15 protein-coding genes are annotated in these 13940 nt (G+C 54.6%); all 15 read left to right on the top strand.

Annotation, left to right across the window (positions count from 1 at the left end):
• The first annotated feature begins 31 nt into the window (after positions 1-31).
• The 15 genes from R70331_RS26165 (at position 32) to R70331_RS26235 (ending at position 13927) form a co-directional block, all read left to right on the top strand.
• Complete coding sequence (locus tag R70331_RS26165; RefSeq protein ID WP_042180742.1) at positions 32-787, top strand: AraC family transcriptional regulator; 756 nt, start codon at positions 32-34, stop codon at positions 785-787.
• Between the two features lie 126 nt (positions 788-913).
• Positions 914-1279, top strand: a complete 366-nt coding sequence (locus tag R70331_RS26170) for a Na-translocating system protein MpsC family protein (protein WP_052419227.1) — start codon at positions 914-916, stop codon at positions 1277-1279.
• 249 nt (positions 1280-1528) lie between these two features.
• Complete coding sequence (locus tag R70331_RS26175) at positions 1529-2083, top strand: UbiX family flavin prenyltransferase (protein ID WP_042180744.1); 555 nt, start codon at positions 1529-1531, stop codon at positions 2081-2083.
• Positions 2083-3426 (top strand): UbiD family decarboxylase, encoded by a 1344-nt coding sequence (locus tag R70331_RS26180; protein ID WP_042180746.1) that lies wholly within the window; start codon positions 2083-2085, stop codon positions 3424-3426. The genes R70331_RS26175 and R70331_RS26180 overlap by 1 nt, the downstream gene beginning before the upstream one ends.
• Before the next feature lie 468 nt (positions 3427-3894).
• The gene (locus R70331_RS26185) at positions 3895-4317 is read left to right on the top strand and encodes a hypothetical protein (protein WP_042180748.1); all 423 of its coding nucleotides are present in this window, start codon (positions 3895-3897) and stop codon (positions 4315-4317) included.
• Positions 4318-4652: 335 nt separating this feature from the next.
• Positions 4653-4922, top strand: coding sequence for a BMC domain-containing protein (locus R70331_RS26190; RefSeq protein WP_197071538.1), 270 nt, complete (start codon positions 4653-4655; stop codon positions 4920-4922).
• 40 nt (positions 4923-4962) lie between these two features.
• Complete coding sequence (locus R70331_RS26195; protein ID WP_042180752.1) at positions 4963-6186, top strand: hypothetical protein; 1224 nt, start codon at positions 4963-4965, stop codon at positions 6184-6186.
• Positions 6187-6234: 48 nt separating this feature from the next.
• The gene (locus tag R70331_RS26200; protein WP_081947759.1) at positions 6235-6669 is read left to right on the top strand and encodes a BMC domain-containing protein; all 435 of its coding nucleotides are present in this window, start codon (positions 6235-6237) and stop codon (positions 6667-6669) included.
• Between the two features lie 54 nt (positions 6670-6723).
• Complete coding sequence (locus R70331_RS26205; RefSeq protein WP_019908484.1) at positions 6724-7005, top strand: BMC domain-containing protein; 282 nt, start codon at positions 6724-6726, stop codon at positions 7003-7005.
• Positions 7006-7013: 8 nt separating this feature from the next.
• Positions 7014-7754, top strand: a complete 741-nt coding sequence (locus tag R70331_RS26210) for a hypothetical protein (RefSeq protein WP_042180754.1) — start codon at positions 7014-7016, stop codon at positions 7752-7754.
• 139 nt (positions 7755-7893) lie between these two features.
• Positions 7894-8175, top strand: a complete 282-nt coding sequence (locus R70331_RS26215; protein ID WP_042180756.1) for a EutN/CcmL family microcompartment protein — start codon at positions 7894-7896, stop codon at positions 8173-8175.
• Between the two features lie 3 nt (positions 8176-8178).
• The gene (locus R70331_RS26220) at positions 8179-9993 is read left to right on the top strand and encodes an adenine deaminase (protein WP_042180758.1); all 1815 of its coding nucleotides are present in this window, start codon (positions 8179-8181) and stop codon (positions 9991-9993) included.
• 164 nt (positions 9994-10157) lie between these two features.
• Positions 10158-10841, top strand: coding sequence for a cyclase family protein (locus R70331_RS26225; protein WP_042180760.1), 684 nt, complete (start codon positions 10158-10160; stop codon positions 10839-10841).
• A 21-nt stretch (positions 10842-10862) separates the two neighbouring features.
• Positions 10863-11468 (top strand): DUF1989 domain-containing protein, encoded by a 606-nt coding sequence (locus R70331_RS26230; protein WP_231576361.1) that lies wholly within the window; start codon positions 10863-10865, stop codon positions 11466-11468.
• Positions 11469-11695: 227 nt separating this feature from the next.
• A complete protein-coding gene (locus R70331_RS26235; protein ID WP_042180764.1) occupies positions 11696-13927 on the top strand; it encodes a helix-turn-helix transcriptional regulator in 2232 nt (743 codons plus the stop codon).
• The last annotated feature ends 13 nt before the right edge of the window (positions 13928-13940 follow it).

The following is a 13940-nucleotide window of genomic DNA, read 5'->3' on the forward strand; positions in this document are numbered from 1 at the left end:
CGGCTAAATGAAAAAGAGAAGGAGGATCAACATGGATCGAGTCCTATATATTGTAAATGCGGAGCATGAAGCAGATACCCATATCCCGCGCCATCAGCATGAATGCTTCGAGCTGGTTTATTACATTCACGGGCTCGGCACCTGCAGCATCGGACCGCGCAGCTATCACTTCCGGCCGCACTCCTTTGCGCTGATCCCGCCTAATTTTAAGCATGATGAGAATCACCAGCCCCGCTCCGAGGTACTGTTCGTCGGCTTTCATTGTGAGAACCCGGCAATCAGTACATTGTCCGGCGTATTTGAAGATGACAAGGAGCATACCGTGCTGCAGACGCTGGTACGGATGAACGGGGAATTCAAGCGCAAGCGTGAGGGCTTCTCCGAGCTTTTAAATTTGCAGATGAGCGAAATAACGGTACACCTGCAGCGGCTGCTGGGCGGCTCCGGCTTCCAGTCCCCGGTACAGGACCAGATGCAGTATGTGCTCAACTATATGGAGGAGCATTACCGTCAAAAGCTGTCCGTCCAGTCACTGGCGGAAATGTCCGGGTACAGCTATGACAGGTTCCGTCATTTGTTTAAGGAGCGCTTTGGCGAGTCGCCCCACCGTTATCTTTTACTAAAACGCATCCATTATGCCAAATCTCTCCTGCTGCACACCCAAATGCACATTTCCGAGGTATCCGCCACAGCCGGATTCGTGAACGACGCCCAGTTCTGTAATATGTTCAAAAGAGAGGTCGGCCTCTCCCCCCGTACCTTCCGTGTCCGCAGCAAAGTTATATAATGTAACATAAGTCATTTACTTTGGCATAATTTTCTCTATAATGGAGTTTAACTTATTGAAAAAAATACCTTATACGTGCTGAATCACCCGTATCACGTAAGATATCATTACAGGGAAGTGATCTTCTTGAACGTCTCTCTGCTGCTCTCCTCCAATGAATACAAGAAGAAGCTGTCCCGCTGCTATAACGAGGTCCACAAGGAGCTCTACGGCGTCGGTGTAACCCAGCTCCGTCTGGAGGCTGCCAATGAGACTATGATTATGTTTCTGGTGAAGCATCAGCGGGTTGCCGCACTGCGCGCCCTTGAGGAGCATTATCCGGAACTCAAGCAGTCCGTGGATGCTGCGCTGCACCAGGAATTCAAGCGGCGCATCCAGAAGAAGCTGGCCGAGGAGCTGGAGCTGCCGGTTGCGGGCGTACTCAGGGACTATGATCCTCAGACAGCCTGGGCCTGTACCGTTGTAATCTGCGATACCGGTGCTGAACAATGAAGCAGGATTTATCTTGCGGAATCCAAGGCAGCCGGCATCTGTAACAAGCAAGTTGAATAATCTGAATAGCAGGCTGCATTTCGATTTATCCTGATGCGCCGCATTTATACTAAGGTTAGCCCTATATCTGTTCACAGATTGCCGGAAGCCGTTGATTAGAGAACCCCTCTCTATTTCAGCGGCTTCTTTTTGTTATACACGAGTGAGAACATGGATATTTAAGCTCTCTGCTAAAGGAGATTGCCGCTTATGCGAATTGTAGTAGCCATCACGGGAGCCAGCGGCTCCATCTACGGATATTCCCTGATCCGCAGCCTTCACCAGCTTGGTGTGGAAACCTATATCATCGCTACCGGCGCCGGGGAAAATGTACTCGGGTACGAATGCGGCATTAAGCTGCAGGAGCTGGAGCAGTACGGAACCGTGCTGTCCAACACAGACCTGTTCGCCCCCGTAGCCAGCGGCTCATTCAAAACAGACGGGATGGTCATCATCCCCTGCTCAATGAACACGCTCGGCGCTATCGCTAACGGCATGGGCGACACCCTGCTGAACCGGGCCGCAAGCGTTGTACTGAAGGAGCGCCGCCGGCTGGTCATTGTCCCGCGCGAGACCCCCCTGCATCTGATCCATCTGGAGAATATGCTGCGGCTGGCCCGGGCGGGTGCAGACATTGTACCCGCCTCTCCCGGCTTCTATAATCACCCGACCGAAATCTGGGAGCTGGTGAACTTCATGAATGCCAGAGTACTGGATGCGTTCGGCATTGAGCATCAGCTGATGAAAAGATGGGGGGAGAGCTAATGGCAGCCGTCAATATCAGGCAACTGCTTCACCGCTGGGAGCCCGGCGGAGAACTGCTGCGTATCCGCCGCGAGGTTGACCCGCGCTTTGAGCTCGGCGCTGTCGCCAAGGCTGTCCGCGGCAGACAGGCGCTGCTGTTCGAGAAGGTCAAAGGCTACACCGGACCGATGGCCGTTGGCCTCGGCGGCTCCAAGGAGCTGATCGCTGACAGCATGGATATGACTCCTGAGGAGCTGCTGCCCAAGCTGATAGCTGCGATTGTCCAGCCTACGCCAACCCGCCTGGTGCAGCAGGCTCCGGTGCAGGAGCAGGTAATCACCAGCAGGATCAGCCTGCAGGAGCTGTTCCCGGTCTGTACGTATCACGCGGAGGACAGCGGCGCTTATTACGTCTCCGGCATAATGGTCGTCAAAGGTGAGGACGGACGCAAGCGGTACACCTCCATCCGGCGGATGCAGCTGCTGGACGGGAACCGGACCGGCATTCTCATCTCTTCGCCGGAGCTGTTTCAGCAGTATAAGGATTTCGAGGCGCGCGGCGAGCCGCTGGAATGCGCCTTTATGTTCGGGGTGGTCCCGGCAGTGGTGCTGGCTTCGCAGATCAGCACGCATCTGTTCCACACCGACAAGCTGGAGGTGGCCTCTACCCTGCTCGGCCAGCCTCTGGAGGTCGTCCGGTGCCGGACGGTCGATCTGGAGGTACTGGCAGAAGCTGAGGTTGTGTTCGAGGGCCGGATTTTGCCTGGTGTACGCGAGCTGGAGGGTCCGTTCGGCGAGCTCGGCGGCTATTACGGTCCGCGGACCGAACAGCCGGTGGTCGAAATCTCGGCCGTCACCCACCGCCACGAGCCCGTCTGGCAGACCATTCTGCCAGCCAGCTACGAGGAGAAGCTGCCGATGGCTATCGCCCGCGAAGTCGCTCTGCTCGGCTCTGTCCGCCAAGTCGTTCCGGGCGTACAGGCTGTGCACATCACCATGGGGGGAGTAGGACGCTATCACGCCGTCATCCAGATCCGCAAGGTTCAGGAGGGCGACGGGAAGACAGCGCTGCTGGCCGCTTTTGCCGGGGATAAGGATCTCAAGCATGCCGTGGTGGTCGACGAGGATGTCAATCTGCTGGACCCGCTCGATATTGAGTGGGCCATTGCCACCCGGGTGCAGGCTGATCTCGACCTGTTCATCGTGCCGGGAGCCAAAGGCTCACCGCTTGAGCCCTCGCATAATCTGCGCGGAGTCAGCGCCAAAATGGGCATCGACGCCACCTGCCCCCTCGCCCACCGGGAACAGTACCGGAGAACCCATATTCCGGGGCAGAATGAAATCCGGCTGGCGGATTATTTGTAGCATTATGGACGTGTGGCGCGGGAGTAGGCTGGGACTATGCAGGGATGAGATGTCAGCTTACCAGATGATGTAAGGCAGGGATTTGCAGGAATCAGGCTGGATGTCCTGTACTACGGCAGCTGGATGTCTGCCACTTCGGGAGTTGAATGGAGCGAACAACACTGTTAGTATCGACGCCTTGTTAACATTGACTCCTTACTAGAATCAACGCCTTGTTAGCAGCTCCTCCTTTTAAGGGAATAGATGCAGTGTTTGCAACTAAAAGCAGCTTCTATCCCTATAAGCACCTTATAGCTGTATTTCATACAACTAAAAGTACTCGATTTAGCTAAAACAAGCCTTTCACACCAGTTTAGTTGTACGCAATACACCTAGAGCGGCGTAAGGCGAAAAAAACGGCCTTTAGTTGTATGGAGTGCAATTATGCTGAGTTAGTGCTGATGGCTGAGTGCCTGAGGGATTGTTGAGTTGCATTGCGGTGATTTGCTGCTGAGCGGTGAGGAGCTACTTAGTTGCGGTGATTTGCTGCTGAGCGGTGAGGAGCTACTTAGTTGCGGTGATTTGATATCGGGCGGTGAGGAGCTACTTAGTTACGGTGATTTAATGCTGAGTGTTGAGGAGCTACTTAGTTACGGTGATTTGATGCTGGGCGGTGAAGAGCTACTTAGTTGCGGTGATTTGATGTTGGGCGGTGAGGAGCTACTTAGTTACGGTGATTTGATGTCGGGCGGTGAGGAGCTACTTAGTTGCGGTGATTTGATGTTGGGCGGTGAGGAGCTACTTAGTTACGGTGATTTGATGTCGGGCGGTGAGGAGCTACTTAGTTGTGTCAATTTGCTGCTGAGTAGCCGGGCTGCTGTTAAGTTGCATTTTACAAAAATGACTCTATAGTGCATTGCCGGTTGAATTAAGTGGAATTATGCTACCTATTTGCTGGAAATATCCCGGATAAGCAGCATTAGTGGTAAAAACTCCACTTAATTATCCTGTGTTACCCCCATTAGGGGCTTATGGTCAAAATTAAACCGCTTTTATCGACCTAATGATTAGAAATTCTGGGAATCAGAAGAATTAAGTGGCGGAAATCCACCTAAATACTGCGCACTCACCTTTTCAGGAGAATCTGATCATCTCATCATACACTCCGCCCCTTCTCATCCTAGAAGGCTAATTATCAGGCTTAACCTTCAGGCATTAGTAACGCCTGCAATACTTATAGGAGGTGGATCATGCAAGCTATCGGCTTAATTGAAACGCGAGGCCTGACCCCGGCGCTGGAAGCGCTGGATGCCATGTGCAAGACCGCCAATGTGCGGATGGCCGGCTTCAAGCGGGTCGGCTCCGGCCTGATTACCGTTATCGTCGAAGGGGATGTCGCGGCGGTAACGGCCGCTGTTGAGGCCGGCCTGGCTGCTTATCCAAAAACCGGCGGGCAGCTCGTGTCATCCAATGTCATCCCCCGCCCGCATGCCGATCTCGCCAGAATGCTCCTTTAACCTGCAAGCAGTATTCAAGTCATCAGGGAGGTGATTACCCTTGTCCAGTTTCATGAAAGATGTTGTGGCCGAAGTGCTGCAGCGGAACCGTACCCCGGCTCCGGCTCAAGCAAGTCCTGCTATGTCTGCTATGTCTGCTACGTCTGCTTTGTCTACTATGCCTGCTTTGTCTGCCACGTCTGCTACGTCTGCTACGTCTGCTACATCTGCTACATCTACCACGTCTGCCACGTCTACTACATCTGCCGCCGGCTGCACTGCGGGCAGCAAAAAAAACTGCATCCATACCTGCTCCACCCCAGGAAAATGCCCAAAGCCGGAGCTAACACTTCCGCTTAAACGGATCAATTACCAGAAGGAGCAGGCGGCTAAACGGCTGGCCTCCATTGCTGCCGATGCGGCTGCCGCTATCGGCAATATGCAGCAGCGGCCCCCGGGCGGCGCCAGTTTTGCCCGAGCCGCTGGAGCTGCGGGACCTTCGCTGCCGGCAGCTGACTCAGCCATCCCGGCAGCAGCTCCGGTAGGGTCGCCGGCCTTCCCGGCGCAAGCGGCCCCGCCTGGCCAGTTCGCAGAACAATACCTGTCTCCGCTGCTCCAGCGCACGTTAGCCCGGCCGGAGCAGCTGAACAACAGCTCACCGGACTGCGCGCCTGCACGATCCTCCGCCCCGCCAGAAGCACAGGACCCGCTGGAGCCTGTCCGCCTCCCTGCCGCGGATATGGATGTCTGGCTGTTCCCCCGCATCCGCGACGATCTCCGCCCGCTGCTTGGCAGCTCGGGAAGGGATTACAGCGCAGCCGGGATTATCAGCGCTCCTTCCTGCCAGCCGGGCCAGCTGTTCGCCGCCGACGAGCTGCTCCCGCAGGACTCCGGCCTGGAGGCCGATATCAGCTGGAGAGCGGACGGCGGCGGCTTTGAGCTTAAGCTGTTCGGCCAGGATCAAGAACGGGTCGAGGATAAGCTTAAACAGCTCACTGCCCGGATGCAGCACGATGCCGGTTCAGCCGTCCGGATCTGGATCAGCCGGGAACCAGGCCAGCTGCTGCGCCGCTACTTTGGCGGCGGTCCGCAGGAAGCCGTTGCCGTAGTAGCCGGCTCATCCCGCTGGAACAGCATCGGTATCGCGGAGCAATGGCTGCAGCGAAATCCGCGTTCAGGCTTGCGCCTGCGCATGGAGCGCGGCTGCTGCATTCTCACCGGTACCGCCGGGCAGATGGATGCAGCTGCCAGCGGACTCGCCGGCTTGTCTGCTCCGCGCAGATAAGCTTAGCCGCTGCCGCATGGCAGATCAATGAACAAGGAGGCTCTTTTCATGCAAGCACTTGGTTTAATTGAAGCGCTGGGTTATACCACCGCTGTCTCAGCGGCAGATGCCGCACTCAAAGCAGCAGATGTGCGGCTTGTAGCCGTCGAGAAAATCATTGGAGTCGGAGGATCACTGGGTGTCACCCTGCATTTCAGCGGCGATGTTGCTGCTGTAACCGCATCTGTTGAAGCCGGCAAAGCAGAGGGCCGGCGGATTGGCACAGTGGTATCCGCCCATGTCATTGCCAAGGCGCACAGTGATGTGACCGGCAAGATTCTTGGCAATTACCTATTGCCTGATGATAATAGCGCCCCGTCTGCCGGTGCTCCCGCTCCAACGGCATCTGCTGCCATCCCGCAACCGCAGCCAACCGCTGAAGAAGCTGCTACACCGGATCAGTCAGCGCTGGATGCAGATCCTTCTTCAGGCTCACCGGGCTAGAGTCCAAATTAGCAGCTTGTAAACCCAAAATTAAATTTAACGGAGGTTATTCATATGGGAGAATCACTCGGCTTAATCGAAACAAAAGGTCTGGTAGGCGCAATTGAAGCAGCCGATGCAATGGTTAAGGCGGCGAACGTCGAGATTTGCGGCTACGAAAAAATCGGCTTCGGTCTCGTAACCGTAATGGTCCGGGGCGATGTCGGTGCAGTAAAAGCCGCCACCGATGCGGGCGCTGCCGCTGCCAAGCGTGTCGGGGAGCTGGTATCGGTGCACGTCATTCCGCGTCCGCACAGCGAGGTTGAACGCGCCCTTCTGTCCAAGGGCATTGAATAATCAAGGCCATGGACAGCCGGCATAGTACGGTTGCAGCCAATACCCTGCTCAGCCTGGCATACCGGTCCAGGGAGCAGGAGCTGAATCAGGACTTTCCCCGTGTCCTGATTCTGCTGACCGGCCATTTCATCAGCATGGAGGAGGGCTATACCGCCATCCGGCAGCTGGACCATTTCAGGATGAGGTTAAGGCTTGCCGCAGATGAACCGCTGCTACGGGACATTTCCATTCAGCAGCTTGCGGCAAAAACAGGAATTGATGATATCACCGTTCCCGCCGCCCTCCGCTCACTCGCACCAGAGGCCGCTGATCTTCTGTTCATTCCGGTTCTGTCACTCCCCCTGCTATCCCGCTTATCCATGCTGGATGCCGGTGATCCTTATGTGGAGCAGATTATCCGCTTCGTTTGTGCCGGCAAGCCAGTCGGCGCATTAACAATTGGGGCTAATCCGGGCCATTACCGCTGGGGAGAGCAGGGTCTCCTGCATGCCCCTCCCCGGCTAAAGGACGAACTGAAGAGGAAGCTCGCAACGCTCGAAGACTTCGGCATAACCCTGCTGGAGCCGGATCAGGTAAACCATTGGATAACCTCTGTCCAGTCACGGCTGCATAAGCAGGTACTTACCGCCGAGGACATCCAGGACGCTGCAAAGCTTGGCCGAATATCGATCAGACTGTCCGTCCCGGCTGTAGTTACTCCGCTTGCCGCTGATCTCGCCAGACAATACGGTATAGAAATTATTTATTGAGTCCCTTAGAAATTCGGCAGCAGATCTGCTGTACAGAACGTAATAGAACCTTCCTGGGTGTACTTTACAGCAGGTTTTTGCAGCTAATCCGGCAGCTAATTCATTTATGACTTTATCAAGCATTCGAGGTGACAAGCACATGAAGCTGGGAATCATTACGGGGCATGTCGTTGCAACGAGAAAAGACGACAATCTCATCGGCGCCAAGCTGCTGATCGTTCAGCCGATACTACCGGATCAAACACCGGCTGGCCAGCCCATCATCGCCGTCGATACCGTAGGCGCGGGGGTCGGCGAGACGATTATTTATGCGATTGGCAGCGTGGCCTCAAGAGCAGCACAGCAGCCGAATGCCCCGGTGGATGCCGCAATTGTCGGAATCGTGGACAGTATCGATTGCGCCAAGCCAGGAGGTGTATAACAGATGATCACTACTGAGTTAAAAGATGCCATGCAGCGCCGGCGGATGATTGATGTGCTGCTCTCCGGCAGTGCTTATGCCGACCTGGTGCTGAAGGGCGGCTTTATTATCAACGTCATTACCCGGGAGATTTATCCCGGCGATGTTGCCGTTAAAGGCGACCGGATTCTACTCGTTGGTCAAGCCGATAAGCTGATCGGACCCTCAACCGTCGTCGAAGATGTGAGCGGCAAATTTATAAGCCCGGGCTTCATCGATTCCCACATGCATTTTGAGAGCGCAATGCTGACAGTAACGGAATTCTCCAAGCTGTCCATTCCCACGGGAACTACCACTTTAGTGGCTGACCCGCATGAAATCGGCAACGTGCTGGGCGTGCCCGGCATGAAGGCAATGATTGATGAGGCGCGCACCCTGCCCAACCGTGTTCTGTTTACCGTTCCCTGTCTCACTCCCGATGTGCCCGGCCTGGAAACAGCAGGGGCAGATATCACTTCCAAGGATATGCAGGACCTGCTGAACGATGATTACGTGCAGGGCATCGGTGAGCTGCAGGGCTTCAGCAACGTACATCCGGTGTACAATAACGCTCCTTATCTGATAGATGATCTGCTGGCTTCTGTCTCTTACGCCAAATCCATCGGCAAAACAATCGAGGGCAACGCCCCCGGCCTGTACGGCCCGGAGCTGGCGGCCCATATTATCTGCGGCGGAGGCCATGTCTCCTGTCACGAGACAACAACCAAGGAAGAAATGATGGAGAAGCTGCGCTACGGGGTCAGCGTGTTCATGCGTGAAGGCTCCTCTCAGCGCAACATGGCCGAATGCATCCGCGCCATTACCGAGGAAGGAATGGACTCCCGGCGCGCGATTCTCGTCTCAGACGATATGGTTCCCGAGGACCTGCTCAAATACGGTCATATGAACGATATCGTCCGCCGGACGATTGCTGTAGGCATAGACCCGGTCGAAGCCATCCAGATGGTGACGATCAATCCAGCCACCCATTTTGGCTTCCAGGATATCGGACTGCTTGCTCCCGGCAAAAAAGCCGATATCGCCGTCATCAGCGATCTGGCCCGGATGACCGTTTCACAGGTATATATCGGCGGAGTCAAGCTAGCCGAGAACGGTGAACTGACCCGTGACATTCCGTCCTACATCTACCCTGAATCCGTCAAAAAGTCGGTCAAGCGGAAACCGGTGAAGCTGGAGGATCTGCAGCTCTCCTCCGGCGGATCGCACGGCAGTGTCCGGGTCCGTACCATTGAGGTGATCCCGGATCAGAATCTGACCGGAGCCGGCATCTATACCGCCCCGGTCATAGACGGTGTCGTTCAGCCATCGGTTGACAATGACCTCCTGCCCCTGCTTGTCGTCGAGCGGCACGGCCGCAGCGGCAAGATCGGCAAAACCTTTGTCCGCGGTATGAAGCTTAAAGCCGGGGCCATCGCCGAAAGTGTAGCCCACGACACCCACAATATCATTGTCACCGGCACCAATTACGCTGATATGGTAACTGCAGTCAACCGGGTTATTGCCATGGACGGCGGGATCGCGATGATTGAAGGCGGCAAGGTGGTCGGTGATCTGCCGCTGCGGATCGGCGGCTTGATGACCGACGAGCTGACCGGCAAAGAGATGAGCGCACGAATCGCTGAGCTGCACCGCCTGGCCAAGGAGGAGCTGGGCTGCACGCTTCATGTGCCGTTCATGCACCTCTCCTTCCTCTCACTTGTCACCAGTCCGGCTTGGAAAATCACTGACATCGGCCTGATCGATGCAGACGCGTTCACCGTTCTGCCGCCGCTGGTCTGACCAACCTCAACACCGATGCCTTCACTGTTTACCATCACTAATAAGCAGCGATTCCCCCTTCTTCCGCCGGTGTTCCAACACGCGCCAGCACTTCAACGCCGGTAGCTGAACCGGCCGGTCAGGCTCATTGCTTTTGCCATAACACACAAAAGGGGGCCTCTTTCATGGGTATCCAGGTAATTGATCTGTCCCAGGAGATCTATCAGGGAATGCCGGTGTTTCCGCCGCATCAGAAGACAATGATTTTCCCCAACATGAGCCATGAGGAGAGCAGGCGGAAGCTCGGCTTCGAGTTCGCCACTAACAACCTGCTTATCAACGAGCACGGCCCGACCCACAGCGACGCCATCTATGAATATGATCCGCAGGGGGCTACAATTGATGAGATGCCGCTGGAGTATTTTTACGGCCCGGCTGTCTGCCTCGATCTTTCGCATATCTCTCCGGATGCCTATATTACACGTAGTGATCTGGAGCAGGCGCTAAGCAAAGGTTACCTTCACCTCGACAAAGGCGATATCGTACTGCTCTACACCGGCCATTATAAACGTGCGTATGGCACAGACGAATGGCTGACCCGCTATACCGGGCTGGATTACGGTGCAGCCGAATGGCTGGCGCAGCAAGGTGTCATCAATATCGGCATAGATGCACCCTCGATCGATAATCCGCTGGATACTACCTTTGCCGGGCATCTGATTTGCCGCGAATACAAGCTGACCAACACCGAGAACCTGTGCAACCTCGACCAGATCGCGCAGAAGCGCTTTCTCTACTTCGGGCTCCCGCTCAAAATCCGCAAAGGCACCGGCTCCCCCATCCGGGCCGTCGCAGTATTCATTGAATAAATAATGAAGCAGGTGAATCATATGAGAAATGGAACAGTAATCGAGGAAATATTGGTACCGGCCTATGAGGGCAGAAGCGCAAGGGTCCGCAAAGGCCAGACGCTTCATATCATTGATGTGGAGGGCAAGCAGGTCGGTGATTTTGTCTGCTTCAATGCTGCCGATCATGATGAGCATGTCTCCCCTGTTCATATGCGGGCCTCGCTCAGCAGCATCCGCCTGAAGGCCGGTGACGGCCTGTACAGCAACCGACGGCAGCCGCTGATGCAGCTGACTCAGGATACGGTGGGACGGCATGATTTCTTTTTTCCGGCATGTGACTATTACCGCTACAAGGTGGATTTCGGGCTGGAGGAGCATCCGAACTGTCATGATAACCTCCAGAAGGCACTGCAGCAATATGGCCTGGGGAACCGGGAGCTGCCCGATCCGATCAACTGGTTCATGAACAATAAGCTGGACGATAATCTCGACTATGTCATTGAAGAACCGCTCTCAAAGCCCGGTGATTATGTTGCCCTCCTCGCTCTGACGGATGTCATAGTCGCCCTCTCCTCCTGCTCGCAGGATCTGGCTCCGGTCAACGGGTTCAAGGTCACTCCGCTGCTGATGCAGATTACTGGTTGAATACAGAGTGAACTTAAGAATCCTCCTGGCTCCATTCTTAAGTTCAGCTATATAGTCGCATTTGTACAGGAATATCACTTTTGTTCACTCCCCCGGAATTCTGGTTTGTGCAAGGTTGTCAGCTTGCTGCACTGTTCTGTTCACCCTGTGAAGCTTATACTTATACTGTGAACAATACAGAACCAGGCCAAGCTGCCAGTACACAGAATGAATTCAGGGGGATGACAATGAGACTGAACAAGCTCGGCAACCGGAGAGCACTGTACAGCCGGATATTAGTCAGCATGACACTTTGCGTATCCTTGACCTTCCTTGCCTCCACCATCATTTATTACAACTATTACATCGGCGTCGAAAAGACCCAGGCCTTCCGCTCTGACCTCAGCAATCTCACCCAGACCAGCAAAGAGGTTGTGAATATGAACGAGGCTGCACAATCCCTGTCTTTTCAAATTTACCGCAACAGCACCATCTCCAAAATCGTCCTCTACGACAAGCCCGACATCTACGACGTCACCGCCGCCATGTCCGAGCTCGGGAATTACTTAAGCTCCATGCCTTACATTGAGTCCATCTATGTCTACAATCCAAAAAGCGCAAGAATCTATATTGCCTCCTCCCAAGGCCAGAACGGTGTCTATTCCGAGCGGGAGCTGGTGGATACCGGGATTCTCGATATTTTGAACCATTATAAGGAATATAAGCCGTTTACACCGATTCCCCGCGTCTATTCGAACGGCGCCAAGGAGAATGATCAGGTCAGGGCCTATACCTTCCTGTGCTATGACGCCATCGGCTGGAACCGTTCAATTAATTCAGCAGTCATTGTGAATATCTCCGCACCCTGGATCAACAAGGAGATTAACACACCGGAAGATTCTGAAAGCGCTACCTTTATTTTGTCTGACAACGGAACCTTCCTGTCCGGCAACAGCCTGGAGCAGCAGGAGCTCGCACCTGAAGAAGCACTGTGGGTGAAGCAGCAGATTAAGGGCGATGCTGAGGGCTATTTTATCGGAAAATTCGCAGGAGTTAACTCCCTGATCTCCTATACTGCACCGGATGCCCTGAGCTGGCAGTATGTCCGCATCACGCCGTATGACATCATCACCAGGCAGACGGACAGCATCCGCAATGCCACTCTGCTGATCGCCGCCCTTATTCTTGTTGGGGGGTTCGGATTATCCTGGCTTACCTCCAGGACGCTGTATTTGCCGATCAGCCGGATTGTCAAAGAAATGAATATTCTGGAGTCTGAGAAACGGGACAGCATGTTCATGATCAGGCAGAATACAATGCGCGATCTCGTGCTCGGCCTGAAGCCGCTGCAGTCGATTCAGCAGATGGAGAAGCTGAGACAGCTTGGTATCCATTTTACTTTTAATGACGACTACCGGATGATCCTGCTGCGTATCGATAATTACAAAGAGCTGCGGGATGAGCGCTCCTCCTACCTGCTGGCTTACAAATTTGCAATTATGAATATCGCTTCGGAAATCTGTGGTACGACCTACCGGGTCGAAACTGTGGATATGAATGATGACGGTATCCTTGTGCTGCTGAACATCATTGACCCGAGCGAATATACCGACACCGGGCTGATCGAAACGCTGCTGCGGCAGCTTCAGCAGGCCTGTTCCGATTATCTCAAAATCAGCCTTACGCTCACCTACAGCCATATCGACCGGAATGCCCAGCAGCTGCACCAGCTTTACAAGCAGGTAAAAGATGCGTCGAACCACCGGCTGTTCTATGGACACGGCTGTATGATCAGCGCACAGTCCATTAATGTGCTGCAGACTCATACGTACCACTATCCGACGGAAAAAGAAAAACGTCTCGCCGATGCGCTCATGTCCGGTAAAGTGGAAGAAGCCAGCGAGCATTTCAGCTCGATTATCCGGGAAACGCAGGGCTACCCCTTCCATACCGTGCAATTAGCAGTGTCGAGACTTAGTGTGACGATAAAAGAAATCATCAGCACCGTCCAGAAACGCAATCGCCTGCAAAGCGACGGGACGCCGGCTCTGCCTGCTCTGGATTCGATCGAAACGGTCACAGAGCTGGAAGAGGCCTTCTCCGCCGTATTCAGTGAAATGCGTGAGCAGCTGTCCGAGAAAAAAAACGCCAAACAGCATGACCTGATCCGTCTCATCAACCAAAAAATTGAGGATAACTACAGAGAGCCTAATCTCAGCCTCAACCAGATTGCCGATGAGCTTGATATGTCGCCGATTTATATCAGCCGCCTCTACAAGCAGCAGACCCTGAACAGCATCGTCGATGTGATCCTGGAGGTGCGGATGCGCGAGGTATGCAGCCTGCTGGAAAATACCGATCTGCCGGTAACTGTTATCGCCGAGCGCTGCGGCTTCACCAGCAGCTCCTATCTGCACCGGATGTTCAAGCGCAGCTTCGGTACGACACCTAACGATTACCGGCGCTCTAAAAATGCATAATGAGTTCGGCTTG

The sequence above is a fragment of the Paenibacillus sp. FSL R7-0331 genome, assembly GCF_000758645.1.
Lineage (GTDB): Bacteria > Bacillota > Bacilli > Paenibacillales > Paenibacillaceae > Paenibacillus_AQ > Paenibacillus_AQ camerounensis.

Bases quoted from the DNA above. Each gene is read 5' to 3' on its own strand.
- R70331_RS26165 (WP_042180742.1), top strand. From the start codon at position 32: ATGGATCGAGTCCTATATATTGTAAATGCGGAGCATGAAGCAGATACC.
- R70331_RS26175 (WP_042180744.1), top strand. From the start codon at position 1,529: ATGCGAATTGTAGTAGCCATCACGGGAGCCAGCGGCTCCATCTACGGA.
- R70331_RS26180 (WP_042180746.1), top strand. From the start codon at position 2,083: ATGGCAGCCGTCAATATCAGGCAACTGCTTCACCGCTGGGAGCCCGGC.
- R70331_RS26200 (WP_081947759.1), top strand. From the start codon at position 6,235: ATGCAAGCACTTGGTTTAATTGAAGCGCTGGGTTATACCACCGCTGTC.
- R70331_RS26205 (WP_019908484.1), top strand. From the start codon at position 6,724: ATGGGAGAATCACTCGGCTTAATCGAAACAAAAGGTCTGGTAGGCGCA.
- R70331_RS26210 (WP_042180754.1), top strand. From the start codon at position 7,014: ATGGACAGCCGGCATAGTACGGTTGCAGCCAATACCCTGCTCAGCCTG.
- R70331_RS26215 (WP_042180756.1), top strand. From the start codon at position 7,894: ATGAAGCTGGGAATCATTACGGGGCATGTCGTTGCAACGAGAAAAGAC.
- R70331_RS26220 (WP_042180758.1), top strand. From the start codon at position 8,179: ATGATCACTACTGAGTTAAAAGATGCCATGCAGCGCCGGCGGATGATT.
- R70331_RS26225 (WP_042180760.1), top strand. From the start codon at position 10,158: ATGGGTATCCAGGTAATTGATCTGTCCCAGGAGATCTATCAGGGAATG.
- R70331_RS26230 (WP_231576361.1), top strand. From the start codon at position 10,863: ATGAGAAATGGAACAGTAATCGAGGAAATATTGGTACCGGCCTATGAG.
- R70331_RS26235 (WP_042180764.1), top strand. From the start codon at position 11,696: ATGAGACTGAACAAGCTCGGCAACCGGAGAGCACTGTACAGCCGGATA.